19 protein-coding genes are annotated in these 25,010 nt (G+C 57.2%); 6 read left to right on the forward strand and 13 right to left on the reverse strand.

The features are described from left to right. Positions 1 to 10: 10 nt before the first annotated feature. Genes DXY10_RS12480 through DXY10_RS12490 form a run of 3 tightly spaced genes read left to right on the forward strand, consistent with a single transcriptional unit; the run spans position 11 to position 2,572 of the window. Complete coding sequence (locus DXY10_RS12480) at positions 11 to 985, forward strand: ATP-binding cassette domain-containing protein (protein WP_115019775.1); 975 nt, start codon at positions 11 to 13, stop codon at positions 983 to 985. After that, complete coding sequence (locus tag DXY10_RS12485; RefSeq protein WP_115019776.1) at positions 985 to 1,782, forward strand: ABC-2 family transporter protein; 798 nt, start codon at positions 985 to 987, stop codon at positions 1,780 to 1,782. The genes DXY10_RS12480 and DXY10_RS12485 overlap by 1 nt, the downstream gene beginning before the upstream one ends. A gap of 1 nt (position 1,783) precedes the next feature. Then, on the forward strand, positions 1,784 to 2,572 hold the full coding sequence (locus DXY10_RS12490) for an ABC transporter permease (RefSeq protein WP_115019777.1): 789 nt from the start codon (positions 1,784 to 1,786) through the stop codon (positions 2,570 to 2,572). Positions 2,573 to 2,636: 64 nt separating this feature from the next. On the opposite strand, the gene DXY10_RS12495 is transcribed toward DXY10_RS12490, so the two are convergent. The 3 genes from DXY10_RS12495 to DXY10_RS12505 all read right to left on the reverse strand — a co-directional run bounded on the left by DXY10_RS12495 (position 2,637) and on the right by DXY10_RS12505 (position 6,396). Beyond that, positions 2,637 to 3,449 carry a mechanosensitive ion channel family protein gene (locus tag DXY10_RS12495; protein ID WP_371411159.1) on the reverse strand — a complete coding sequence of 271 codons (813 nt, stop codon included), beginning with the start codon at positions 3,447 to 3,449 and terminating at the stop codon, positions 2,637 to 2,639. A gap of 338 nt (positions 3,450 to 3,787) precedes the next feature. Continuing rightward, complete coding sequence (locus tag DXY10_RS12500; protein WP_115019778.1) at positions 3,788 to 5,125, reverse strand: mechanosensitive ion channel family protein; 1,338 nt, start codon at positions 5,123 to 5,125, stop codon at positions 3,788 to 3,790. Continuing rightward, positions 5,122 to 6,396, reverse strand: a complete 1,275-nt coding sequence (locus DXY10_RS12505; RefSeq protein WP_115019779.1) for an extracellular solute-binding protein — start codon at positions 6,394 to 6,396, stop codon at positions 5,122 to 5,124. The genes DXY10_RS12500 and DXY10_RS12505 overlap by 4 nt, the downstream gene beginning before the upstream one ends. Before the next feature lie 158 nt (positions 6,397 to 6,554). Here DXY10_RS12505 and DXY10_RS12510 point away from each other — a divergent pair, with 158 nt between their 5' ends. Beyond that, positions 6,555 to 7,157 carry a TVP38/TMEM64 family protein gene (locus tag DXY10_RS12510; protein WP_115019824.1) on the forward strand — a complete coding sequence of 201 codons (603 nt, stop codon included), beginning with the start codon at positions 6,555 to 6,557 and terminating at the stop codon, positions 7,155 to 7,157. Here DXY10_RS12510 and DXY10_RS14670 read toward each other — a convergent pair. From DXY10_RS14670 to DXY10_RS12525, 4 genes are read right to left on the reverse strand one after another with little or no spacing between them, the layout of a single operon-like run. Continuing rightward, on the reverse strand, positions 7,154 to 7,309 hold the full coding sequence (locus DXY10_RS14670; RefSeq protein WP_170955841.1) for a hypothetical protein: 156 nt from the start codon (positions 7,307 to 7,309) through the stop codon (positions 7,154 to 7,156). The two genes, DXY10_RS12510 and DXY10_RS14670, sit on opposite strands and share 4 nt — an antisense overlap. After that, positions 7,306 to 8,421 (reverse strand): TIGR00341 family protein, encoded by a 1,116-nt coding sequence (locus DXY10_RS12515; protein WP_115019780.1) that lies wholly within the window; start codon positions 8,419 to 8,421, stop codon positions 7,306 to 7,308. The genes DXY10_RS14670 and DXY10_RS12515 overlap by 4 nt, the downstream gene beginning before the upstream one ends. A 4-nt stretch (positions 8,422 to 8,425) precedes the next feature. Next, positions 8,426 to 10,510 (reverse strand): NAD-dependent DNA ligase LigA, encoded by a 2,085-nt coding sequence (gene ligA, locus DXY10_RS12520; protein WP_115019781.1) that lies wholly within the window; start codon positions 10,508 to 10,510, stop codon positions 8,426 to 8,428. Positions 10,511 to 10,532: 22 nt separating this feature from the next. Continuing rightward, the gene (locus DXY10_RS12525) at positions 10,533 to 10,952 is read right to left on the reverse strand and encodes a hypothetical protein (RefSeq protein ID WP_115019782.1); all 420 of its coding nucleotides are present in this window, start codon (positions 10,950 to 10,952) and stop codon (positions 10,533 to 10,535) included. Between the two features lie 98 nt (positions 10,953 to 11,050). Here DXY10_RS12525 and DXY10_RS12530 point away from each other — a divergent pair, with 98 nt between their 5' ends. Beyond that, positions 11,051 to 11,614: a SprT family zinc-dependent metalloprotease gene (locus tag DXY10_RS12530; protein WP_115019783.1), complete on the forward strand. Its 564-nt coding sequence runs from the start codon at positions 11,051 to 11,053 to the stop codon at positions 11,612 to 11,614. Positions 11,615 to 11,721: 107 nt separating this feature from the next. Then, the gene (locus tag DXY10_RS12535) at positions 11,722 to 12,375 is read left to right on the forward strand and encodes an RNA helicase (protein WP_115019784.1); all 654 of its coding nucleotides are present in this window, start codon (positions 11,722 to 11,724) and stop codon (positions 12,373 to 12,375) included. A gap of 6 nt (positions 12,376 to 12,381) precedes the next feature. Here the strand turns inward: DXY10_RS12535 and DXY10_RS12540 are convergent, their stop codons facing one another. The 6 genes from DXY10_RS12540 to DXY10_RS12560 form a co-directional block, all read right to left on the reverse strand. Next, on the reverse strand, positions 12,382 to 12,807 hold the full coding sequence (locus tag DXY10_RS12540; RefSeq protein ID WP_115019785.1) for a hypothetical protein: 426 nt from the start codon (positions 12,805 to 12,807) through the stop codon (positions 12,382 to 12,384). A 90-nt stretch (positions 12,808 to 12,897) separates the two neighbouring features. Further along, positions 12,898 to 13,470, reverse strand: coding sequence for a chorismate lyase (locus DXY10_RS12545; RefSeq protein ID WP_170955846.1), 573 nt, complete (start codon positions 13,468 to 13,470; stop codon positions 12,898 to 12,900). 35 nt (positions 13,471 to 13,505) lie between these two features. Then, positions 13,506 to 14,237 (reverse strand): hypothetical protein, encoded by a 732-nt coding sequence (locus DXY10_RS12550; RefSeq protein ID WP_115019787.1) that lies wholly within the window; start codon positions 14,235 to 14,237, stop codon positions 13,506 to 13,508. 24 nt (positions 14,238 to 14,261) lie between these two features. After that, complete coding sequence (gene mnmG, locus DXY10_RS12555) at positions 14,262 to 16,241, reverse strand: tRNA uridine-5-carboxymethylaminomethyl(34) synthesis enzyme MnmG (RefSeq protein ID WP_115019788.1); 1,980 nt, start codon at positions 16,239 to 16,241, stop codon at positions 14,262 to 14,264. 7 nt (positions 16,242 to 16,248) lie between these two features. Beyond that, a complete protein-coding gene (locus DXY10_RS14675; protein WP_170955842.1) occupies positions 16,249 to 16,395 on the reverse strand; it encodes a hypothetical protein in 147 nt (48 codons plus the stop codon). After that, the gene (locus tag DXY10_RS12560; RefSeq protein ID WP_136989212.1) at positions 16,392 to 24,989 is read right to left on the reverse strand and encodes a VCBS domain-containing protein; all 8,598 of its coding nucleotides are present in this window, start codon (positions 24,987 to 24,989) and stop codon (positions 16,392 to 16,394) included. Before DXY10_RS12560 ends, DXY10_RS14675 begins: the two co-directional genes overlap by 4 nt. Positions 24,990 to 25,010: the final 21 nt, after the last annotated feature.

Consider the following 25,010-nt stretch of genomic DNA (forward strand, 5'->3'; position numbering starts at 1 on the left):
GCATTCCTCGCTGATTTCGGTTGAAGGGCTGAGCAAGACCTATCGGGTTGCCGATAAGCAACCCGGTCTCGCTGGCACCCTGCAGCACTTTCTGCGCCGTCGCCATCGTGAGGTGTCGGCGGTGAGGGATGTGTCGTTTGCCATCGCTCCCGGTGAAATGGTGGGCTTTCTCGGCGCCAATGGTGCCGGCAAAACGACCACGCTCAAAATGCTGTGTGGCTTGATCCATCCCAGCGCCGGCGAGGTGCTGGTGGCGGGTCATCGGCCCCAACGTCGCCATCCCGATTTCCTGCGGCGCATCACGCTGGTGATGGGCCAGAAGCAACAACTGATCTGGGATTTGCCGCCAATGGATTCGCTGCGCGTTAATGCAGCGGTTTACGGCATTCCGGATCGCGTTGCCAGCAGACGGATCGCCGAGCTGTCGGATCTGCTTGAGCTGGGGGAGGAGCTCACCCGACCGGTGCGCAAATTGTCGCTTGGACAGCGCATGAAGGCGGAGTTGCTGGCAGCTCTGCTGCATGAGCCGGAGGTGTTGTTTCTGGATGAACCGACGCTGGGGCTGGATGTGAACGCCCAGATGCGGGTGCGTCAGTTTCTGGCGGACTACAACCGCCGCACTGGAGCCACTGTTTTGCTCACGAGCCATTACATGGCCGACATCACGGCATTGTGTCCACGGGTGATGCTCATCCACCAGGGGCAGTTGTTCCACGATGGTGCTTTGGATCGTCTGGCCAGTCGCTTAGCGCCGGAGCGCCATGTGCGGCTTGAGTTGGAACAGCCGGCTCCAGCGGAGGCCTTCACTGGTTTGGGTCAGCTTGACCGTCTTGAAAACTGCGAGGTCAATCTCAGAGTGGACCCGGCTGCGCTCACCAGCGTGGTGGCTCAGATCCTTGAGCGTTTTGAAGTTCGGGATCTGGAAGTGAATGATCCACCCATCGATCAGCTGATCGGTGAGTTGTTCCGTCAGGGGAGTCTCTGATGAGGGTCTTTGGGCTCAACTGGCGCATCATCCGGGCGCTGTTGAGCAGTCAATACGCCCACATGTTGGAGTACCGAGCTGAGATCGCCCTTTGGGCTCTCTCTGGAGTGCTGCCCTTCATCATGCTCAGCCTCTGGAGCGGTAGTGCGGCGCGGGCCGAGCTGGGGTTGGACGGGGTCGCTCTGGACCGATATTTCCTGAGTGCTTTTCTGGTGCGCCAGTTTTCGGTGGTGTGGGTGGTTTACGCCTTTGAGGAGGATGCGCTGTTGGGAAGGTTGTCGCCCTACCTCATACAGCCCTTGCATCCTCTCTGGCGCTATGTGGCTGGGCATCTTGGCGAACAGCTCACGCGCTTGCCCTTTGCGGCGTTGATCGCTGCGCTGTTCTTTGTGATTCAGCCCCAGGCGTTCTGGGTGCCGTCTCTCGGAGGCTTTGTCCTGGCCTGGATCGCCACCTGGATGGCGTTTGCGATCGCTTTTTTGCTCCAGAGCCTGATCGCTTCTCTCTGTTTCTGGAGTGAGAAAGCTACGGCTCTGGAGCGCTTGTTGTTTCTTCCCTTCCTGTTCTTTTCAGGGCTGCTCGCCCCGCTAACGGCATTTCCTCCAGCTGTGCGGGCCTGGGTGCAGTGGACCCCCTTCCCCTATCTGATTGATTTTCCTGCTCGGGTGCTCTCGGGGGATCCGGTCAATTTGGCTGCGGGTTTTGCAGCACAGCTGGGCTGGGTGCTGCTGCTGTTGCCATTGGTGTTGTTGCTGTGGCGGGCCGGCGTGCGGCGCTATAGCGCCATGGGGGCTTGAGATGGGGCGTTACTGGCGAACCTTGCGACGGTTCTGGGGAACGGCTTTGGCGACCCAGCTGGAGTATCAGGCGAATGCGCTGATCGAACTGCTGGCGGTGTCCTTCAGCCTGGGCGGCAGCCTGCTGCTGTTGTCCCTGTTTTTTGGCCCAGGCCGTGAGCTTGGCGGATGGAGCTGGAACCAGGCCCTGATGGTGCAAGGGTTTTACACCGTGTTTGATGGCATGAGCAGCACCTGGCTGCGGCCCAATCTCGGCTCGATCGTGACCCATGTGCGTGAGGGCACTCTGGATTTCGTGCTGCTCAAGCCGATCGACAGTCAGTTTTGGGTGTCGCTGCGGACGTTTACTCCAGCGGGCTTGTCGGAAGTGGCTCTCGGGCTGGGCCTGGCTGGCTGGGGAGCACACCAATCCGGTGTTGTGTTCACGCCAGCTGTGCTGATCACTGTGCTGGTGATGTTGATGGTTGGGGGAGTGATTCTCTATTCCCTCTGGTTTCTGATCGCTGCCACAAGCATCTGGTTCGTGAAGACCTGGAATGCCACTGAAGTGCTGCGCGCTCTGTTGGCCTCGGGCCGTTATCCGATCGAGGCCTACCCCGCACCGCTACGGCTTCTGTTCACCTTGGTGCTGCCGGTGGCGTTTCTCACCACGGTCCCTGCCGAGGTGTTGTTGGGCCGGGTGTCATTGCCGTTGCTGGCCTTAGGCATGGTTTTGGCCACTGGCTTCTTCACCGCGGCACGTGCTTTCTGGATGTTTGCCTTGCGTCACTACACCTCAGCATCGAGTTAGCCGCGATGGAGCTGGTTGCATTCTCTTGAGAGAGGGTTGGTTGGCGGGCTGATGGATTCTGGATTCAGGCTGTTTGGCTTGATGCCGTCTGATCGCTTCGATTCAGTGACTGATTGATTGCATTTGAATCGGAGCCAGGCGCTGGATAGAGTGTTGTGCAATTAAAGGCAAAATCGGCACCGCTGCGCTGAACGACGGCAGCGATATCCAGAAAGATCGATTGCTGAATATCAAGCCAATCTTTCCATATCGTTGTTTTTGTGAAGCAGTAAACCATCATGTTGATCGATGAGGCATCCCACTCGTTGAAGTTGACGAGGATGGACTGGCTTTGGTCGATATCTGGATGCTGTTGCAAGAGGCTGCGAACTTCTTGGGTGATGCCATTGATTGTCCCTAGATCTTCATAGCGAAGGCTGATATTTGCAAGAATCCTGCGGTTGTACATTTCGCCAGGATTTTGAATTGGATTGGTTGCAAATAGAGAATTCGGAATGTAAAGAGGTCGGCGATCAAATGTGCGAATTCGTGTGTAGTACCAGCCAATCTTTTCAACTGTTCCTTCCAGGTTATTAGCGTTGATCCAGTCGCCTTCCCTGAAGGGCCGATTGAAAAACAGCATGAAGCCAGAGAGGAAGTTCTGGCTGATCTGCTGGGTGGCAAAGGAGAAGCCGATGCCAGCGCCGCCGAGCATCGTGGCAATTGCGCCAGAGGGAACTCCAAAGTTCACCATCAGGGCTGCAGTGGCGATCACCAACACCACAATTGTGTAAAGCCTGCTCATCACATTGATCAGCATTGACTCATCTTGCTGATCTTCGATGTGGATCCAGCGCCGCATCGATGCCGACAGCAGTACGGTCTGGCCGACATTCATCACGGCCCAGGTGATGCTGGCGATGACAAGGGTTGTGGAGATCCGGTTGACTTCGGCTTGCACCAGCAGCCCCAGCCCAAGGTCTTCATTGAGCTGATGGATGATCCAGCTTGCATACAGCGACACCCCGAGCCCAAACAGAACAGGACGTCTGAGTGCTGCCGCCAGGTGGCTTCCCATGTTGCGGCCATGGCGGCTCAACAGTTGCAGCAAGAGCCAGGCTGCGACCAGAGCCAAGCTTCCGACCAACAGGCCGGTGTTGGTCTGCAGGAATTCCAAGTTGAATCTCTTGGCCGAATGGAGATCTGGAATGAGACCGAAGCGTTGCGGTCGCGAATTTAGTCCATCTCTCCTTCAGTTCTTGGCTCAAGATTGGGCTCAGCTTGCAGTTGTGGTCGCAGGCTTGTCTGGTTGCTTGGTGGCCATTCCATTGGGTACACCTGCCGCTGGGGGAAGGGGATGGTGATTTCCTTTTCTTGAAAACGTTTCCAGATCGCCTGACGCAGTTCGCTGCCGACGTTGAACGACTGAAGTGGATTCGCCACCCAGAACAGCAGGCGATAGTTCACGGCGGAATCAGCGAAGTCGGTGACGAAGGCCTGAGGTGGTGGATAGCTGAGCACTTGCTGGTGGTTTGTGGCGATGGCTTCCAGCAACTCCACCACCTGCTCTGGGTCATGGTCATAGGCAGCGCCCACGTTGACGGAGTCGCGTCTTGAGGTCTCCGTGGCGGTGTATGAGATCGCCTCTTCGGTGAAGAAGTTTTGGTTGGGGATGAGCAGCTCCGCCCCATCCCGGCCGCGGCGGAGCTGGGTGGCCCGGAGGCCGAGATTGCGCACGGTGCAGGGATCACCGTTAATCATCAGGATCTCTCCGGGCCTGACCGAGCCTTCAAACAGCAACCAGATGCTGCTGATGAAATTAGAGATGATTTCTTTGATGCCGAAACCGATGCCGACCGATAAGCCGCCGGCGATAGCGATGAAGGCGTTGCCGTCGATGCCCACGTAGTAAGCCACGGCCAGAAGGCCGACGCCGATCACGCTGTAGCGGAAGATGAGCTCTAGGCCTTTGCGGTTTTGGCTCTTCACTCCGAAGACCTTTCCACTGATCCAGGCCAAGAACGCTGCTGGCCTCGAGGCCACCGTGAGGATGATGTACACGGCAACAATGGCGGTGTAGATCTTCCCCAAGCTCAGTTCAACGCCAAAAAGATTGGCCACGGGAATCCGTGACAGGTTCTCGAGGCTGCCCATCAGCCTGATGAACGACAGGATGGAGAGAATCACATAGACAGGCTTGAGGAACGTGCTCTCCAGCTCGTTAACCGGGAATGTGCTGTTGAAGTGCAGCAGCAGTGTTTTCAGTGGCGTGAACAAATTCCATCCGAGCCAAAGCAGGGCGAAATAGCGAATCAGACCACTCGGTTGCAGCAGCAGGGAGAAGACCACGCTGATCAGCAACAGCAATAACGGGCCAACGAGGCTCTGCAGGTTTGGATGGTTGCGCAGGGGCTCGAGGTGTCGATCTCTGAATCGATGCATCGTGATCGGCAGACCGATCACCACCGCCAGCTGCAGAAGCACAGATCCCCGCTGCAGATACACCATCCAACTGAGCAGTTCCTCGCCGACCGCTCCCGGTGCGACCTCGCCAAGCCAAGGCAGCAGGATCATGGCTTTGCTCCTGCTAAGGCTTGCTCCAGCGCCATGGATGCCTCCTTGGTATTGACTGTTCCGAAGATCACGTTGTTGAGCACGTTGCTCACCGCCGTCATCCTCTGGGGATCGGAACTGATGGCACTCAGTAATGCATTGGCGTGATGGGTGCTGGGTTTGTTGGTGAGTCCGAGCTCTAATTGAGCCGGGTCGAGATGGCGTTCTGTCGCCAACTGGCGCTGCACGATCGGCATCACTTTGGGATTGATGGGAAAGGAGGTGCGGTATTTCAGCGCCAATGTTTTCTGAGCCCAGGGTTCAACCATGAAGGCCAGCAGTCGCATGCTGTCGGCGCGTTGTCGGGAGCTTGAATTGAGTCCGAGGGCCCACACCTGCATGCGCGTGATTGGTGTTGCTTTGCCGAGCGGGCCGCTGGGCAGGGTGGTCACTCCCAGGTTCTCTTTCAGGGCCGTGCGCAGCTGAGGTAACTGGGAGCTCCAGCAGGTGATCCAGTCGAGTTGCCCCTTGATCAGTTGCTCCCTCAGATCCACCTGGTTGTTGAGGAACAGCACGTTTTGCTGAAAGCTGGCGTTTTGAAGCCAGCCCAGCCAGGCGTTTAAGCGGCGTTTGTTGTCATTGCTGGGACTGCCACGATCCAACATCATCTGCAGAGCTGCTGTGGCTTCGAAGCCGCCCAGGGTCCAGTAGAGATCTTCTAAGTGCATGGCCAGCCCAAACACCTTGCCCTTGCCACTGGCTTTGGCCAGTGCATCGAGGCTTGCGGGCGGCTCTGGCAGTCGGCGTTTGTCGTAACAGGCCAGCTGCACGTACTGGCTCACGGGTAAGCCGGCGATCTGCCCTTCAGCTGTGGTGATTCGATTCAGGGCCAGCGATGAGATCTGGGCCCGTTCGTCAGCTGACAGCGGGATCGGATCGGTGAGTTTGTTGTGTAGTAGAGCCAGGGCGGTGTTGCCGTTGGTGATGATCAGATCCGGCCCCAGTCCACTGTTGGTCTGGCGGGCGATCTCCCGTTCCAGGTTGGCTTCCGAAAAGCTGCTGGGATGCAGATGCAGGCCAGGGTCGAACTCCTGCACAAGCGCCTGCACTTGCTTGATCACCCGGCGACTGCGCACCGTCTCGTCCACATTCAGGTTGCCGGGATCGGAGGTGCTCCTCGCGACTCGCAGCACCCGTGGCAGGGAGGGTGCTGTCTGGCTGCAGGCACTGAGCAAAGCCGCTAGCAAGCTGCTCAGGCCAACCAAGCTCCAGTGACATCGACGGGCTGCCATCGCGCTAACGATGTGATGCCTGCAGTCTTGCCATCTCTCTGCAAAGCGAGCGGGGTTGGATAGAAAGCTTGCCTTTTCGGAATCATTCACCGCTGATCGGCTGATCGGTCAGCATGGCCGCGGCATGACGCTGTGGGCTTTTGGCTGATTTCCTTTCAATGCTGACGCCCGCACTGGATGTTCTGCGCACTCCCCTCGGCGGCGTGCTCTTCATCCCGCTCTATGCCCTGTGGGTCACGCTGTTGCTGCCAGGCGTCTGGGCTTCGATGCTCGCGGGTGCGCTTTACGGCGCCTGGTGGGGAAGCGTGCTGGTGTTTGTGGGCGCCTGCCTGGGGGCAGAAGCCACTTTTCTGCTGGGGCGCCATTGGCTGCGCGACTGGGCCCAGAAGCGGTTGGCCAGCGTGCCGACGTTGCAGGCTGTTGAGCGTGGTGTGAGCCGTGAGGGGCTCAAGCTCGTTTTGCTCACCAGGCTCTCGCCTGCCTTTCCCTTCTCTTTGCTGAATTTGGCCTATGGGCTCAGCGATGTGAGCCTGCGCGACTACAGCTTGGGTTTGCTTGGCATCCTTCCCGGCACCGTGCTGTTCTGTGCCCTGGGTGCGCTTGCCGGTGATGTGGCCCGCTTTGGTGATGTGCTGGCGGGTGAGGCCTCTCCCGGTGCCTGGGCGCTTCGGGTGGTGGGAGTGGTGGCCACGATCGCTGCAGTTTGGCTGGTGGGTCGTGCCGCTCAACGGGCCTTGAAGGCTGAGGGCACCCAGTCTTAAGCCGTTGGCAGACGCCAGTCGCGCAGTGCGGCGACCAGAACAAACCATCCCAGTCTCAGCTTGGCCAGAGCCCCCGGCCGGGCCGCTAATTCGGTGTATTTAGCCCTACCGCATTCGGTTTTGATCCAGCGATGCAAGAGGGGTGATGTCATCGAGCTAGTTTATTCTCGAGGTTGTAGTGAATAATTTGGGTTGGAATTAGGCTTATGTTGACATTAACCTCATCAACTTTGTAATCATTTTTGATGCGATTTGCGATATCTTTGTCGATCTGTTCCGATGTCACCTCGTCAATTAATTTGCCGGGAACGTGGAGAACCAGGTCAACGGTTGCATCGTTTTTGCTGACGCGCACATTGCTGTAAAGCAGTTTGACGCGCTTCCATAGCGAAGGGTTTTCGCTCACAGTGGATCCATTTTGAATAATGCCGGCCTTGAAATTGGTGAATCGATTGTTGATTAGCTGGCGCACGCTGAAGTCATGCAGTGATGATGAGAGAGGGATGCAGAGCAGGCCAAGCAAGCCCAGAGACACCAGGAGTTGTCGCCATGCTCGTCTCGGGCTTCCGTAGCGCTGCACCATGAAGACCACAATGCTGGCCACGGTGATGCCAATCAGGTTGGCGAGAAAGAGCAGGAACGAGCCCTCGGATACTTGATTGCTCAACCCTGTCACGGTGCCGCGACCAAAGACAGCAACCACTTCAGCCCCGAGGCTCAGGCCGATTCCACACACGCAGAGGGGTGGGACGAGTGCCACCGCGATGGCAACGCCAGCGATCGAATTGGATAAGCGATCTCGGGTGATTGTGAAGGCACCGGCTACCGCGGCTGCAACGGCAATCACTAAATCGATCAGGTTGGGCGCTGTGCGACTCGTGATCTCCCGGTTGATCTCGCTGGCTCCAAACAGAGAAGACAACAACCAGGATGTGAACACCACTGTGATCACGCCAATCAGCACCGTGATTGCTGAGCGTTTTGCCAGCATGTTGTTGGAGACCGTGAGCCCGAAAGCCAGGCTGAGGATCGGTTCCATCAATGGCGCCACGATCATCGCGCCGATCACCACTGCGGTGCTGTTGGCGATCAGTCCGAGGGTGGCAATGACGGCTGAGCAGATGAGCAGTACGAAAAAGCCCAGGGACGGTTTGGAGGAGGCAATGCGGGCCTGGTAAAGCTCCTCGCGGGGGACTCGGTTCTCCAGGTTTAGTTGCCATTCCCCGGAGATGTTCTGCAGTGCACGTCGGAGCAGGATGCCCATCGGGTCAAGAGATTGGGTTGGATTGAGTCGGCTTCAGCAGAGTCTGCAGTGCTGATTCATCAAGAATCGAGAGCCCAAGCGTCTTGGCTTTTTCCAATTTGCTTCCGGCCTCGTCGCCTGCCACCACGTAACTGGTCTTTTTGCTGACAGATCCGCTCACTTTGCCACCGGCGGCTTCGATCAGCTCCTTCGCCTGTGATCGCGTCAGGGTGGGCAGGGTTCCCGTCAGCACGAAGCTGCTGCCAGCGAGATGGCGGTTGGCGTTGGAGGCTTCAGACCGGGCCCGCTCCTCATCATTGAGGGCCAGGCTGAAACCCAGCGTGCGCAGGGCATCCAACAACTCCAGGTTGGCAGGATTGGAAAACCATTGCTGCAGGCTCTGGGCAATTTCAGCACCGATGCCGAACACCGCCGTGATGCTCTCGGGTGCGGAGCACGCGGCAGTCTGCAGGGCGGCAGCGTTCGGGAAGCTGGCGCAGAGCGCTTTGGCGTTCACTTCACCCACATGGTGGATGCCAAGCCCATACAGCTGACGTGCCCACCCTTGGTTGTGGGAGCGTTCAAGCGCATGGATCAGATTCTCAGCACTTTTCTGGCCCATGCGTTCCAGGCTTCCCAGTAAGGCTGCATCCAGGCGATAGAGGTCGGCGATCGATTGCACCAAACCTCTATCCACCAGTTGTTCAATCAATTTGCTGCCGAGGCCGTCCACATCCAGCGCACCTTTGCTGACCCAGTGGCGCAGGGCACCGCGCAGGATGGCTGGACAACTGCTGTTGACGCAGCGGGTGGCGGCTTCGCCTTGCTCACGCACCAATTCGGACCCGCATTCAGGGCAGGTGTGGGGGAGTTCCAGGCGGTGGGCATTCTGCGGTCGGAGTTCCGGCAGCACCCGCACCACTTCGGGAATGATCTCGCCGGCCTTACGCACCACAATCGTGTCTCCGCTATGGAGATCCAGCTCTTCCAGCCGGTCGGCGTTGTGCAACGTGGCACGGCTGACGCTGGTGCCGGCCAGCGGCACTGGTTCGAATTCAGCAACGGGAGTGATGACACCGGTGCGACCCACCTGACAGGCCAGGCGGAGCAAGCGGCTGGGGGCTTCTTCGGCCGGGTATTTGAGGGCGATGGCCCAGCGGGGGGCTTTCTGGGTGAAGCCGGCCGCATCCTGGAGCCGGAGAGCATTGAGCTTGACCACCACCCCATCGGTGGCGTAGTCCAACTGGCGGCGGCCGCTGTCCCAGCTGGTGAAAAATGCTTCCACGGCTGCAAGGTCGGGAAGGAGCTCTGCATTGGGATTCACCTTGAAGCCTGCATCCCTCAGCCAGTGGAGTGAATCCCACTGACTGATGGGTCGTGGACCCTTCCAGTCGTCTGGGAGGTGAAGGGTGTAAGCGAAGAAATCGAGTCGGCGGGCTGAGACCACCTTCGGATCCAACTGGCGCAGGGTGCCGGCGCAGGCGTTGCGGGGGTTGGCAAACAGGGCTTCGCCGCGTTGTTGGCGTTCGGCGTTGATCGCGGCAAAGGTGCCATCGGGAATGAAGGCTTCGCCACGCACCTCTAGCCAGGCCGGGGGAGTCTCCAGCTGCAGCCGGAGTGGCACCGATCCGATCGTGCGCACGTTGGCGGTGATCTCCTCTCCTTGCTCGCCATCGCCGCGGGTTGCTGCTTGCACCAGCACGCCGTTCTCATAACTAAGGGCGAGCGCGTTGCCATCGATTTTCAGTTCTCCCACCATTGCAAGAGCTGGTGGCGGCTGATCCGGCGGGGGCTCGCGGTCGAGCACCCGCAGCAGGCGGTTGTACCAGGCCCTCAGCTCTTCGTTGTTGAAAGCGTTATCAAGGCTGAGCAGGCCGATGCGATGCCGCACACTGCTGAATCCCTCGGCTGGAGTGCCACCCACCCGTTGGCTGGGGCTGTCGGCTGTGACCAGGCTCGGATTCGTGGCCTCCAGATCCAGCAACTCCCTGTAGAGCCGGTCGTAGACCGGATCCTCCATCACGGGTGCATCCAGAACGTAATAGGCGTGAGCGGCGGTGTTGAGCAGGTTGCGCAGTTCCCTGGCTCGTTCCGCGGATGCTGCCGTCATCGTTCAGTGAAGTGGTCGATGTTCAGCTGTTCACCTGATTAATCCTGGCGATGCGCCAGGCGTCATCCATCTTTGTGAAGGTGAAGTCCAGTGGCAGCTCTTCGTCGTTGTCTGACTTCAGCTTCACGGTGAGGATGATGTCGCCTTCCTGCATGCGTGGACGGCCTGACTTGAGGTTGCGGAAGCGGTTCAGTTTTAACCCCGCCAGGAAGCGGATGAACTGCTGACGATTGACATGTTGGCGATAGCTCTTGGTGGTGAGCAGATAGGCAGCATCAATTCGTCCTGCCGCCACTTGGGTGAAGAACTGCTTGATCAACGGATTGATGCCGCGGGCGCTGAGCACCAGCTTCACAGCGGTGATTGTCCAGTACAGAAGCAGGGCTCCGGCTCCGGCCAGCAAGGCCTTGCTTCCGATGTCCCGAACCAGAGCCACATCCATTGACGCTGCACGCTTGAGATTGCCAATAAGTCTGACTGACGGTTGCCCATGACGGTCAGACTGCTCGCGTTTGATCGCTGCGCTGCTTCGCTTCTGCCATGCCTCTGGAGCCGTTGTTGCCCCTGTTTCATCGGCTCAACCGGGAGCACTTCGATGGTGCGCTGGTCCATGGTGTGCAGCCAGTGCTGTCGGTGCGTTGGAGTGATGGTCGGATGCGGCGCACGGCAGGGATGTATCGGCGTGGGCCAGGTGTGGCCCCACCGCTGGGACGGGAGATTGTGTTGTCGCGACCGCTGCTGGATCCTCTGCCCCGCTCCGCCACCGAAAGCACGCTCTGTCACGAGATGATTCACGCCTGGGTGGATCTGGTGCTCAGGGTTGAGGAAAGCCATGGCCCCAACTTTCGTGCGCGCATGGCCCAGATCAACCGCACTCAGAGTCGCTTTGAGGTGAGTGTGCGGCACCGCTTTCCGGTACCGGTCAAGCCGGCTCGCTGGATGGCGGTCTGCCCTTGTTGTGGCCGTGCGGTCCCTTACCGTCGCAAAGTCCGTAATGCGGCCTGTCGCCCTTGCTGTGAACGGCATCATGGCGGGGTCTGGCATGCCAGCTGCCTGCTGCGCTTCGAGCCGATCGTCCCGTCTGTCTCCGACGTTGATGGCTGAAATGAATCAGTTCCTTTTGGTCCTGCAGGTGTGTGGGATGTCGATCGCGTTGATTGGTTGCAGGCGTGAGCGTTGGCTAGCTCGCCGTCGTCGTTAACGTCATCGGTATGGAGTCCAGACGTCAGCCCTCTCCGCGCCAGTCAAGGCCGCGCCGTGATGATCAGCTCGATCGCCGGCTGGATCAGTGGCTCGAGACCGGTCGGCAACTCGTGGATGGTGTGGCAGGCACCCGGCCAGGTCGTCGCAGTGGGGTGTCTGGGCGTGCCGGTCGCTCGTCTGGGGCCAGCCTCGATGCTGTCGGTCGCTGGGTGGGAGACAAGATTGATTGGCTGCTTGATGAAGAGGATGACTGGCGTGAGCCCTGGGAGCCAGAGTCGGCGGCTCGAACCGTTCGCGACCGTTCCTCCGCTCGTTTTGATGCCATTGCTGGGGACAGCCGTGCCGTCAGCACTGGCGGCAAACGGCGGTTGCAGGCGATTTCCAGGCGTCAGCCCCCTCTCATCGCTGCTGCGAATGAGCCTGCGGTTGTGACGCCGCCGGGTGCGACCTCATCCGTTTCCTCTGGCCGGCCTGTTCAGAACAGGGACGATGCCTGGCCGGATGATGACAGTTTCCGAGTGGAGCGCTGGCAGCGTTCCCAGGCAAGAGCCCAGTCTCAGCCTTCCCCGGCTGCGTCGGATGCTGTGGCTTCGCCGTCATCACCCCAGCGACCGGTGGCTGGCCGTCGTGCCTTGCCCCGCTCCAGTCGCCGGCGATCCTGAATCAGCTCAGACGCTGGTGTTCAGCGCAGCCTGAAAGCGGCAGCCTCGGCGGCTGAGCTGGGTGTTGACATCATTGACGAGTTCAGCGGGAAGATCTTGCGCCATCTGTTCAGGGGTCGTGGTGATCGAGGCCGACCCTTCGCTCAGTGCCTCCAGCAGAGCCACCCATTGCTTCACGTGTTGGGAGCGGCTGATGCGTTTGTAACCCTGGCTCTGCAGCAGGGTGGAGCAGATTTTTGTGTTCCAAACGGCATTGCGTGGTTGCAGGCTGGATCCTGTGGCTGTTGCGGCGCCGGCCTCCACTGCGGTCGTTGTCGGTCGGCCGTGGCGATCGCGCCAGCCGAGGCGATCCAGGGCCCGTCCGCAGTGGGTTGAGGAGATGCCGAACAACTGCCCCAATTCGGTGAGGCTCAGCCAGGTGGGGGTTGCCATAGGAAACGCCGAATGACTGCACCCATGATCCGGAATGCACATTGAGGCGCAACTTGTCAAGGGCGAATCGGGACAAACCTCCCGATTTGTTTATGAAATGAGGTGAAGGGGTTGGCGAGGTGCAGGGCCGAGCCATTGTTCAAGCCGTGGGCTGAACACCTCGCGAATCACGGTCAGTTCCCGGCCTTGGCGGAAGAAGCGGTAGTGCCGACTCCAGAAGGGTCCTTGCTGCGCGAAGCCCTCCTCCAGCCATGGGCTCTGCACCAGAGCCAAGCCATCGACCTCTCGGAACAGTTCCGAACGCCCTTGGGTGAGGCTGAGCCAGATCGGCAGGTTGCGGTCGCGTAGATGTTGTTCGGCTTCGGTTTGGTTCCACCAGCTTTCTGCCCAGGCCAGGGTCTGGCCGCCGCAGTCAAGCCAGACCTGACGACGCAGCAGGGGTGGCTCCAGCTCTCTGACCTCGCGCGGCAGCTGGGATGGTTGGCTGCCGGGCGATTCCGGTTCCGGTTCCATCGCCACCAGTCGCACAGCCACCGGGTGGCCGGTCAGCAGTCGCAGATGGCGTGTAGGGCTGCCATCTCCCAGCAGCATTAAGCGCCAAGGTCCTGATAGAGGGCTTGGCCCCTCGCCACGCAGCACTGCGGCAGTTGCTGCTTCCCACAGGGGTGTTGGCGAGGGAAGAAGGGTGCTGGGTTGGTTCAGAACGCTCCTCCCACGCTCAGGTTGCGAACGTCACCATCGCGTTCAATCACGGCTCCATTGGTTTGGACCGACCGCAGCTGCCAGCCGCTGTTGCCGATCGCCTCTCCCGGTGATGCCGATAGTGAGAGTTGATCGAGTTGGAAGATTGCTGAGCCCTGGCCTCCGCCCGCATGCACGACGCCCACCAGGAGTGGTTCGGCGGGTGCCATCAGCAGCGCTGCTTCCTCCTCGGAACTGGGTAGGGCGTCGGGGATGGGAAGTGTGCCCGCCAGAGGAATGGTGAGGGGTTGGAGTTCGGCGCTTGCGATGGTTGGCACAGCATCAGCGTTGGCTGCATCAGCGATGGATACAGGCGCGGCTGTTGGGGTGGTGTCAGCCTTTGATGCCTGATTCGCTGGCGTGTTGACAGGCAAGTGGCGCAGTCGCTCGATCATCTGCAGGTCGCGTTCACGGTTGAGCGCCTGTAGGGATCGCTGCCAGTTGTGGGCCAGCCAGAGGCTGCTACTCAGCCCAAGCCCTGCCATCACGGTTGCGCTGATCAGCAGTCCATTGCGCTGCTGCTGCTGCTGGCGTGTTGCTCCGCTCTCGCTGCGTCGTGGTGGCTGGTCGGGATCGACCGCCACTCGCACGGCATGGAGGGTGCTGTCCGATTTCATGAACACTTGGTCCATCACCTGTTCAGCGCGCAGGTTCCAGAAAGCCCTGGATCGGGTGATGCAAGAGGCCATGGCGGATCGACCCGGGCTTCAACGCTATCGAGAGTTTGCGCTTGGGGCGAGTTGCGGATCGGTTGATTGGTTGCGTCGTTGCTGCAGCTCCAGCCATACGAGCAGGGCAGTGAGGTCGGCCTGACTCACCCCAGGGATTTGACTGGCCTGGCCGAGGGTGAGGGGGCGGACGGCCGCAAGCTTTTCCCGGGCTTCCCGGGAGAGAGTGCCGATGGCGGCGTAATCGATCGCGTCTGGCAATTTGCGTTGGCGTTGGCGTTTCACCTGATCGATCTGCTGCTGCTGGCGTTGGAGATAACCGCTGTATTTGATGTCGATCTCGGCCCCTTCCCGCACCGGCAAGGGCAGAGCAAGGTCGGCCAGGCCATGACGTACCAGATCAGCGGCATGCATCCCCGGTCGGCGCAGGAGATCCGCCAAGGTGATGGATCCTTTGATTGGGGCGCCGGTTTCCGCCTCTACCGCAGGGGCGACCGGATCGCTCACCTTGAGGCGTTGGGTCTCTAGACGTTGCTTTTCAGCCTCCATCGCCTTGAGCTTCTCTTCAAACAGTTGCCAGCGGCGGTCGTCGATCAGCCCCAGTTCTCGACCCAGGGGCGTAAGGCGCCGATCGGCGTTATCGCCTCGAAGCACCAGCCGGTACTCACTGCGGCTGGTCAGCACCCGGTAGGGCTCGCGTAGATCTTTGCTCACCAGGTCGTCAATCATCGTGCCGATGTAACTGCCTTCGCGGGGGAAGTGCACCGCCTCCTGGCCACGGATACGGCGGGCGGCATTCAGTCCTGCCACCAGGCCCTGGGCGGCAGCTTCCTCATAACCGGTGGTGCCGTTGAGCTGGCCGGCGCTGAATAACCCCCCCACCCGTTTGGTCTCCAGCGACGGCAGCAGCTGGGTGGCGGGCAGGTAGTCGTAATCCACCGAGTAGGCAGGGCGCAGCATCACGCACTGCTCAAGCCCGGGCAGGCTGCGCAGCAGCTGCAGCTGGATCGGTTCAGGCAGGCCGGTGGAGAAGCCCTGCACATAGATCTCGGGGGTGTCGCGTCCTTCCGGTTCCAGAAAGATCTGGTGGCTGTCTTTGTCGGCGAAGCGCACGATCTTGTCTTCGATCGAGGGGCAGTACCGGGGTCCTTTGCTGTTGATCACGCCGCCGTAGATCGCCGTGAGATGAAGGTTGTCTCTGATCAGTTGGTGGGTGGTCGCCGTGGTGCGGGTGAGATGACAGCTCATCTGCTCACCGCTGGCCCAGGCAGCGGGATCAAAGGAGAAAAAGCGGTCGGCAGCGTCACTGGGTTGCTCTTCCAGTTGATCGAGAGCGATGCTGCGCCGATCCACACGGGCAGGGGTGCCGGTCTTGAGTCGGTCGGTGTGAAAGCCAAGCTGCTGCAGAGCTTCAGTGAGGCCTTCGGCAGCCTGTTCCCCGGCCCGGCCGGCAGCCATGGACTGATGGCCGACCCAGATGCGGCCACCCAAAAAGGTGCCAGCCGTGAGCACGACGGCCTTGGCGTTGTAAACGCTGCCGAAATAGGTGCAAACCCCTGTGATCTGGGCGACTGGCCCCTGGCTGGGATCCCAGCTTTCACCGCCACCGGTGGGGTCGCCCTCAATGTTCAGACCGGTGATCATCGCCTCGCGCAGGGCCAGGTTGGGGGTGTGTTGCAGCAGCTGCAGCATCTGGCGTGAGTACTGCCGCTTGTCGGTTTGAGCGCGCAGGGCCCACACGGCAGGGCCGCGGCTGGCGTTGAGGATTCGCTTCTGGATGGCTGTGGCATCGGCGAGGCGGCCGATCACCCCTCCGAGGGCATCCACTTCATGCACCAGCTGGCTTTTGGCCGGTCCGCCCACGGCTGGATTGCAGGGTTGCCAGGCGATGCGGTCGAGATTGAGGGTGAACAGTGCCGTGTTCAGGCCCAGCCGTGCTGCAGTGAGCGCCGCTTCACAGCCAGCATGCCCACCTCCCACGACGATCACGTCGAAGACTTCAGTGGCGGCTGGACTGTGGGTCATGTCCCCATTATCGGAAGTGGGCCGCCGCTGCAGTGTTGTTCTGACTGCTCTGAGAGCCGAGTGCTTGGGAACTGGTTGCTGGCTTGGCGGCTGCGATGCGGTTTTCGTTCAGACGTGGTGAGGGGCAGGCACCGTTGCCTTGAACAGCCGTCACCAGATCACACCGATGCCGTCCTGTTCAGTTGATGCAAGGGTGGCTGAGGCTGGCGTGAGCGATGGGAGGCGTGTGGTGTCTGGCAACGTGTGGCTGCTGTTGTGTTGGCTGGTGAGCTCAATCGCTTCATACGTGTTGCTTGCTTCTCCGAGGTGCTGATTCGAACTGATGCTTGGCTTGGCTGGGTGTTGGACCTTTTCTTCAGTTTGTGATCTTGTCCTGCCGGTTTCTGTCTGGATTCTTCTTGCCTGATTGATGCTGTGCATGGCCATATTGGTGAGAAGAATCAAGGGTGATAGTGTGGTTTTTATGAGCAGGAAGATAGGCGAATTTTCTTCTCTGACCGTTTCAAGTTCTAGATCAAGGCTTTGCTCGCTGTCTAAGGCTTGTTGGGTTTGATTCTCAGAAGTTGCACAGCCTTCAATTTGACAAGCTTTGGGGTTTGGCAGCGTCAGGATCAGGCTTTCTGTCTGAGCCTTATTCAGGCTGTCTCCTGTTTTTAACGTTGTATCTAGTTGAATTGTAGTGTTGGCTTCTTCTGGGTTAAGGTCATTCATGTCGATCCAGACAGACTGGGCTTTGTTCCAGTTTTGAGGTGTGAATGCAAGCGTATTTGTTGATAAGTTGATCGACGAATGATTGACTCCTAGCTGCACTATTGTTGCTTGTTTAGGTTGCTCTAATAGGGTCACGAACATGGGGATCTGCCCTTCTTTGCTTGCAGGAATATCCTGTTGCCAAGTGGGGTTGCTGAAGTTAGGCATCATCAATCGGATGCCGTTGCTTTGTTCGATTGAATTGAAGTGGCCTGTGGCGAACCGTTGTGTGATGCCGCCCTCCCCACTCGCGAAAGCCTTCAAAAAGGCATTATCCCCTTGATTTGTGCTCTTGATCGGAAGTGTGTTGATCGTGCCGATTTCATTGGAGGCTCCTTGGAATGCATCCGCCCTGTCCCAAAAGTTTGAAAATGCAACTGACCCAGTGCTCTGCTCACTAGAGAAAGGGCCAATTAAGGCATCAAATCCATCGATGATGCTTTCGTTGCTATTGACCAATGACGTCTTGCTGCTCGATACGTTGCGATCGAATGAGCTGCTGTCAGTCAAGCTGCTGCTTGCTTTGCTGGTATCAGACGAATTGCTATCAGAAGAACTGCTATCAGAGTCGTCATCTGATGAGGGCCCTCCATCAGCAGAACCTGTGAGCTCAATATCAAAAGTTTGTGTTGATGTGAGGCTCCCGTCGCTGACAAAGAGTGAAAATGTTTCAGTGGCCGATTGGCCCGCTGTAAGGTTGTTTACTGCTGTACTGTTCGGAGTGTAAGTGTATTCACCTGTGGTGGCGTTGACTTCAAGTTGGCCATAGGTCCCGTTGATCAAATTTGTCGAAAAGCTATTGGCAATATTTCGGTTTGTTGTGACTGTGCTAACTGAGTTGATTCCATAGGTCAGTACTGCCGATTCATCAGGGTCAGACGCGGTGAGTTGCCCGGAAAGGTTGTTGCTTGTTATTGCACTGGAATACTCAAGATCAAGTATTATGCCTGTTTCAATCGTGTCAAGAGAGGGTGCGTCATTCACACCAGTGATTTGAATGACAATCTCTGCACTGTCATCATGTGTGAGATCGGTGAGGGTGTATGTGAAGCTGTCAGTTTCTTTGTCGCCTTCATCTAGTGCATCGGCGAGTATGGCTGAGTAACGGTAGGAGCCATCTGGGTTCACAAGTAATGTTCCAAAGTTGCCTTCTAGCTCTGTGCTAAGGCTATTGAGATGGAAGTCGTTTCTATTGATTTCAGCCCCAATATGTACGCTTTTGATGTAAAGTTGATCTCCATCAATGTCGGTGTCATTTTTCAGGATGCCGGCGAAGTCGGCGAATAGCTTGGAGCTGTCTTCGTCAACATTGGCTGCATCATCTAATGCCGTTGGCGCATCATTAGTGCCCGTAATTGTGATCGTAATTTCGCCGGTATCGATGCCTTCATCTTCGCTTTGTCCATCGGTAATTGTGTAAGTGAATGTTTCTGTGGCTATTTCTCCGTCTAATAATTTATAGGCTGCTGTTTCTTGGGCGGTGTAGCTGTAGGATCCATCCGCTTCAATCGTCATCTGGCCATAGGATCCGGTCAGCGTGGAGCCTGGTGCAAACCCCGTGTTCGACTCTTGCTCGCTGCCTTGGCGAAAAGAGGTGATTGTTAGAGTTTGTCCATCATCTGGGTCAGTATCATTAATGAGAAGGTTATCGTTATCTTCCGTTGATGTTGAAACTGTGTCGTCGGCATCAACACTGGCTGTTTCATTGCTGGCTGTCGGTGCATCATTGGTTCCGCCAACAATTAGGCTAGTGCTGACTACAGTTGAATTGTCGTCGCCGTCGTTCACAACCCATTCAATCGTGCGTGGGCCTGTCGTAGGATTATCGTTGTTCGTGTTAGTGTATTTGACTGATTCAAGAGCAGTGATGTAGTTCGACGTTGTTGTTGATCCTGTTAGCGATAGGATGCCTGTCGAGGAATCCCAAGACCCTGTGATATCAGCGGTATTGTCGAAAACTAATTCGTCTTCTGATTCCTCGTAAAATTCGGCAATGGTCACTGTGGCACTCTCAATATTGATGTCGTCAACATCGCGAATGTCGAGGCTGCCATCAATCACGCGAACGAGACCAACTCCCTCTTCGTAGCTTCTTGTTCGCGTGGCATCGACCATAAATGGCGCGTCATTGATGCCTGCAATGGTGATCGTGAGCTCGGTTGAATCGGTTAATTTTCCATCACTAACTCTGTATGAAAAGATGTCGCTTTCTGTTTCTCCGCCGGCAAGTGCATCTGCTGTCGATTTGTTGGCGGTATAGCTGAATGATCCATCCGTTTGTAGTGTCAGTTGTCCAAAGTCGCCATCGAGCGCTGTGTTGAATTGACCGATGCGTGGTGAGGTTGTATTGAGTACACCTGCATGGAAATTATTGATCACCAAGCTGTCCCCGTCTTCATCAGTGTCGTTGCTGATTATCAGTCCGGAAGCTGCCGTGATGTTGAGTGTCTCATTTTCATTGACGGACTCACTATCTGCTTCGGCTACGGGTGCATTATTGACATCGATCACATGAATACTGATCTCTGCTGTTGTCGCCAGGGTCCCATCCGTTGCAGATATTTCTAAGGTATGTAAGTCGCTCTTGTCGTGGTCGAGAGATTTGCCCGCTGCTAGTAATATTTTTCCCGTATTGGATTCAATCTCAAAGAGGTCTTGGTCATTGCCATCTGTGATTGAGTAGGTGATTGAATCACCATCTTGATCTGTATCATTGCCGGAATTATTGTCATCCAGATCAAGTAGCTCGCTGCCGCTGCTTATATTCTCTAGAACATCTTCACTTTGATCGGAAATTGAAGGTGGATTGTCATTGTCAGTGTTTGTGACCGTGGTTGTCGCTGTTTCAGTGCCTGCATAGCCACCTGTGTTGGAAGCGGTGGCGGTGAGTGTGGTGGTGATGTCACCATCCTGAAGACTGTCATTAACTCCAGTGATGCTGACGGTTTGAGCTGTATTCCAGTTGTCTGCGGTGAATGTCAGCGATGAAGGGCTGAGGGAATGCTCAGTGCTATCAGCACCGCTGAGGCTGACAGTGACATTGGCCGTGGGTTGAACATCAAGAACAACGGTGAACGTGGAGGAGTCACCCGCTTCTGTGGTGAGCAGATTGCCGGAGCCGTCCGTGGTACCGGTCTGGGTAATGGTGATCCCGGCGGTGTCGTCATCGGTTGTGATGACTGTGGTGCTGGCCTCTTCGCTGCCATCGAATCCACCTGTTGCGGAGGCAGAAGCGGTGAGTGTGGTGGTGATGTCTCCATCAATGGTGGTGTCATCGACTCCGGTGACGGTGACGGTTTGAGGTGTATCCCAGTTGCTGGTGCTGAACGTCAGCGATGAGTCGCTGAGTGAGTATTCCGTGTCGTCATCGCCTGTGATGGAGACGGTGACATTGGCTGTTGGTTTGGCATCGAGAACAACGGTGAAAGTCGAGGAATCACCGTCTTCTGTGGTGAGCAGATTGCCTGAGCTATCAGTGATGCCGGTCTGGGTAATGGTGATTCCGGCAGTTTCGTTGTCGGTTGTGATGACAGCAGTGCTGGCCTCTTCGTTGCCGTCGTATCCACCGGTGTTGGAGGCAGTGGCGGTGAGTGTGGTGGTGATGTCTCCATCCAGGGTGGTGTCATCAACTCCAGTGACGGTGATGGTTTGAGGCGTATCCCAGTTGTCTGCGGTGAATGTCAGCGATGGGGTGCTGAGTGAATATTCGCTGCTGTCAGTGCCCGTCAGGGAGACGCTGACATCCGCCGTTGGTTCGGAATTAAGTTCAACGGTGAAGGTCGAGGAGTCACCGTCTTCTGTGGTGAGCAGGTTGCCTGAGCCGTCGGTGCTGCCGGTTTGGGTAATGGTGATCCCGGTGTTGTCATCGTCGGTTGTGATGACAGTGGTGCTGGCCTCTTCGCTGCCGTCGTATCCACCGGTGTTGGAGGCAGTGGCGGTGAGTGTGGTGATGCTGTCGCCATCCACAACGTCGTCATCAACTCCGGTGACGGTGATGGTTTGAGGCGTATCCCAGTTGTCTGCGGTGAATGTCAGCGATGGGGTGCTGAGTGAATATTCGCTGCTGTCAGTGCCCGTCAGGGAGACGCTGACATCCGCCGTTGGTTCGGAATTAAGTTCAACGGTGAAGGTCGAGGAGTCACCGTCTTCTGTGGTGAGCAGGTTGCCTGAGCCGTCGGTGCTGCCGGTTTGGGTAATGGTGATCCCGGCGCTGTCGTCGTCAGTTGTGATGACAGTGGTGCTGGCCTCTTCGCTGCCGTCGAATCCACCTGTGTTGGATGCAGTGGCGGTGAGTGTGGTGATGATGTCGCCATCATCAACATCGTCATTAACCCCAGTGACGGTGACGGTTTGAGGCGTCTCCCAGTTGTCTGCGGTGAACGTCAGCGATGTGTGGCTGAGCGTATGCTCGCTGCCGTCATCGCCGCTGATCGAGACGGTGACATTTTCTGAAGGTTGGATCTCAAGAACAACGCTGAAGGTTGAGGAGTCACCGGCTTCTGTGGTGAGCAGATTGCCGGAGCCATCAGTACTGCCGGTTTGAACAATGACGATGCCGGAACTGTCATCGTCGGTTGTAATGACGGTGGTGGTGGCTGTTTCGCCTACGTATCCACCTGTGTTGGATGCAGTTGCGGTGAGTGTGGTAATGATGTCGCCATCGTCGAGATCATCATCAATTCCGGTAACGGTGACGGTTTGATATGTATCCCAGTTATCTGCAGTGAACGTCAGCTCTGAGTGACTGAGCCAATGCTCGCTGTCGTCATCTCCGGAGAGGGTGACCGTGACATTGGCCGTGGGTTGAGCATCAAGTTCAACAGTGAATATGGATGAGCCCCCTCCTTCTGAGGTGAGCAGATTGCCGGAGTCATCTTTACTGCCGTTCCCCCCAATGGTGATCCCAGCAGTTTCGTTGTCGGTTGTAATGACGGTGGTGCTGGCCTCTTCGCTGCCGTCATACCCACCTGTGTCTGATGCAGTGGCGGTGAGTGTGGTGATGCTGTCACCATCGACAACGTCGTCATCAACTCCGGTGACGGTGATGGTTTGAGGCGTATCCCAGTTGTCTGCGGTGAACGTCAGCGATGAGTGGCTGAGCGTATGCTCGCTGTCGTCATCGCCGCTGAGGGAGACGGTGACATTGGCTGTTGGTTTGGCATCGAGAACAACGGTGAAGGTGGAGGAGTCACCGTCTTCTGCGGTGAGCAGATTGCCTGAGCCGTCGGTGCTGCCGGTCTGGGTAATGGTGATCCCGGCGCTGTCGTCGTCGGTTGTGATGACAGTGGTGCTGGCCTCTTCGCTGCCGTCGTATCCACCGGTGTTGGAGGCAGTGGCGGTGAGTGTGGTGGTGATGTCGCCATCATCAACATCGTCATCAACTCCGGTGACGGTGATGGTTTGAGGTGTATCCCAGTTGTCTGCGGTAAACGTCAGCGATGAGTGGCTGAGCGTATGCTCGCTGTCGTCATCGCCGCTGAGGGAGACGGTGACATTGGCTGTTGGTTTGGCATCAAGAACAACAGTGAAGGTGGAGGAGCCACTGTCTTCTGTGGTGAGCAAGTTGCCGGAGCCATCCGTGATGCCGGTCTGGGTAATGGTGATACCAGCCGTCTCGTTGTCGGTTGTAATGACAGTGGTAGTGGCCTCTTCGTTGCCGTCGTATCCACCGGTGTTGGAAGCGGTGGCTGTAAGTGTGGTGGTGATGTCTCCATCCAGGGTTGTGTCATCGATTCCAGTGACGGTGATGGTTTGAGCTGTATCCCAGTTGTCTGCGGTGAATGTCAGCGATGAGTGGCTGAGTAAGTGCTCGCTGCTATCAGTGCCAGTCAGGGAGACGCTGACATCCGCCGTTGGTTCGGAATCAAGTTCAACGGTGAAGGTTGAGGAGTCTCCGTCTTCTGTGGTGAGCAGATTGCCGGAGCCGTCGGTGCTGCCGGTTTGGGTAATGGTGATCCCAGCGGTGTCATCGTCGGTTGTGATGACCGTGGTAGTGGCTGTTTCAGTGCCGGCATAACCACCTGCATTGGAAGCGGTGGCGGTGAGTGTTGTGGTGATATCTCCATCCACCAGGCTGTCGTCAGCGCCAGTAACGGTGACGGTCTGAGCTGTATCCCAGTTGTCTGCGGTGAATGTCAGCGATGAGGCGCTGAGTGCATGCTCGCTGTCATCATCGCCGGTGAGGGCGACGGTAACATTGGCTGTGGGCTGGGCATCAAGAACAACGGTGAATGTGGATGTATTGCCAGTTTCTGTGGTGAGGAGATTGCCGGAGCCGTCGGTGGTGCCGGTCTGGGTAATGGTGAGACCACTGGCTGCAAAAACTTTCGCGTATCCAGAATCTTTACCTGCACTGCCATCATGAAACTGTGACCCAATAGCAACACTTTGCCCGTCGCCACTGAGGCTTATTCCACTTCCACCAACTGCACCACTCGCGCGATCGCCTGCTGATTCTCCCTCAAGGTTTGAACCAACTTTTGACCAGGTGTTGCTGCTGCTCTGATAGTCATAGATTCTGATCCGACCAGCGTTGTCGCCAACTACACCATCGGCCCACTGAGCACCTATCGCTACCCGTTGTCCGTTTGCAGAGAGGCTGACGGATCCACCAAACTGTTGGCCAGCGGCATTGCCGTCAATATCTGCCCCCAGCCGCACTTTGCTAGACCCGCTAATGTCATAGACACGAACATGGCCTTTACTTTTGCTATGCTTAGGTGCTCCAATTGCAATGATATTTCCGTCGTCTGATAGAGAGATTGAGCTTCCGGCTTTATCTCCCTTTACAGCCCCAACGATGGTGAATTTAAGCGACCAGTTGCTGCCAGTTTTGTCGTAAACCCTGATGCGACCCATGTCGTTCTTACTGGAGTCGTATCCAGGCGATCCGATTGCGATTCGGGTTCCATCTTGTGATATTGCGACAGATGAGCCGCAATACTCTTTTCGCTGAGTGCCTTTAATGTTGTTGCCGATTCGCGCCCAACTTGTCCCATTCCATGTATAGATGCCTGCGTAACCTCTTCCAGAGTTGTGTTTTATTGCCCCAACAATGACTGTACTTCCGTCGCCCGATAGTGCTAATTGTGCTCCTAGGCGCACGCCGGTTACGCCAGGAATTGGATCGCCTAGCCTGACCCAGCTGCCTCCAGTTAGCTCGTAAATCGAGGCTGTGCCGGAGAGGTTGCCTCCGTCGTCATCTCTAGGCGCACCAATGGCAAGTCTTGTTCCGTCGTCTGAGAGGCTTACCTCGGCACCAAAAAAATCTTGCTTCCTGCCCCCATCGATGATTTCAATTTCTTCCCACTCATTGTTATTGTCTAACGTATAAGTTGCAACACTTCCTTGGTTTTTGCTCCGAGTGCGATCTCCCCAGCTTCCAACAGCTAGAACGCTTCCGTCGGCTGAGAGGCTAACTGAATCACCGCATCTGGCACCGCTGATTCTGCCTTCGATTTCGTCGTCAATTTGAATCCATGCCAAATCACCTTGCCAGGTATGGAGTTGACTATTTTCAATTAGTTCAGAAAGCTGGCGAGTGCCTCCATCTTGATTGGTCGTCTTAATTGCTTCTTTGTTGATGCTGTTTTGGCTTGCGAAGACCTCGGCTCCTGTGACCTCTTTGAATAGGTCAATGAAGTCTTGATTGCGGCCGATCTGGCAGCACCACAGCACTACGGTGCTGATCTGCCAATGGGCTAGTTCGCTGGCATGGCGCAACAAGGTGGCTTGATCGATCCACTGGTCAGCCAGCTGAATCCCTTGGCTGTTGGCATGTGCCAGGAGGTGGAGTTCTTTGGCTGGTGTGCCTTGTTGGCGTCGTTCTTCGAGCGCCTCAGTGATCGTGCGTAGAGGGTTGGCTGTCGCCTCAAGCTGAATCGTGACCGTTGCTGCTTCAGGCCGAAGTGCTGGAAGCGCAAGGCCAGGGGCGACAACAATGGTTGTCGGGTTGTGCGGTTGTTCGTGCTCGCACTGAGCTTTCGCCGCTGAGGGCATGACCTCAGCGGCTCTGTTGGA

The organism is Synechococcus sp. UW140 (assembly GCF_900474295.1).
In the GTDB taxonomy this organism is placed as follows: Bacteria; Cyanobacteriota; Cyanobacteriia; order PCC-6307; family Cyanobiaceae; genus Synechococcus_C.

Excerpts from the sequence above, each read along its gene's own strand:
- DXY10_RS12485 (WP_115019776.1), top strand. The coding sequence starts at position 985 with ATGAGGGTCTTTGGGCTCAACTGGCGCATCATCCGGGCGCTGTTGAGC.
- DXY10_RS12490 (WP_115019777.1), top strand. The coding sequence starts at position 1,784 with ATGGGGCGTTACTGGCGAACCTTGCGACGGTTCTGGGGAACGGCTTTG.
- DXY10_RS12495 (WP_371411159.1), bottom strand. The coding sequence starts at position 3,449 with ATGAATGTCGGCCAGACCGTACTGCTGTCGGCATCGATGCGGCGCTGG.
- DXY10_RS12500 (WP_115019778.1), bottom strand. The coding sequence starts at position 5,125 with ATGATCCTGCTGCCTTGGCTTGGCGAGGTCGCACCGGGAGCGGTCGGC.
- DXY10_RS12505 (WP_115019779.1), bottom strand. The coding sequence starts at position 6,396 with ATGGCAGCCCGTCGATGTCACTGGAGCTTGGTTGGCCTGAGCAGCTTG.
- DXY10_RS12510 (WP_115019824.1), top strand. The coding sequence starts at position 6,555 with ATGCTGACGCCCGCACTGGATGTTCTGCGCACTCCCCTCGGCGGCGTG.
- DXY10_RS14670 (WP_170955841.1), bottom strand. The coding sequence starts at position 7,309 with ATGACATCACCCCTCTTGCATCGCTGGATCAAAACCGAATGCGGTAGG.
- DXY10_RS12515 (WP_115019780.1), bottom strand. The coding sequence starts at position 8,421 with ATGGGCATCCTGCTCCGACGTGCACTGCAGAACATCTCCGGGGAATGG.
- ligA (WP_115019781.1), bottom strand. The coding sequence starts at position 10,510 with ATGACGGCAGCATCCGCGGAACGAGCCAGGGAACTGCGCAACCTGCTC.
- DXY10_RS12525 (WP_115019782.1), bottom strand. The coding sequence starts at position 10,952 with ATGGATGTGGCTCTGGTTCGGGACATCGGAAGCAAGGCCTTGCTGGCC.
- DXY10_RS12530 (WP_115019783.1), top strand. The coding sequence starts at position 11,051 with ATGCCTCTGGAGCCGTTGTTGCCCCTGTTTCATCGGCTCAACCGGGAG.
- DXY10_RS12535 (WP_115019784.1), top strand. The coding sequence starts at position 11,722 with ATGGAGTCCAGACGTCAGCCCTCTCCGCGCCAGTCAAGGCCGCGCCGT.
- DXY10_RS12540 (WP_115019785.1), bottom strand. The coding sequence starts at position 12,807 with ATGGCAACCCCCACCTGGCTGAGCCTCACCGAATTGGGGCAGTTGTTC.
- DXY10_RS12550 (WP_115019787.1), bottom strand. The coding sequence starts at position 14,237 with ATGGCCTCTTGCATCACCCGATCCAGGGCTTTCTGGAACCTGCGCGCT.
- mnmG (WP_115019788.1), bottom strand. The coding sequence starts at position 16,241 with ATGACCCACAGTCCAGCCGCCACTGAAGTCTTCGACGTGATCGTCGTG.
- DXY10_RS12560 (WP_136989212.1), bottom strand. The coding sequence starts at position 24,989 with ATGCCCTCAGCGGCGAAAGCTCAGTGCGAGCACGAACAACCGCACAAC.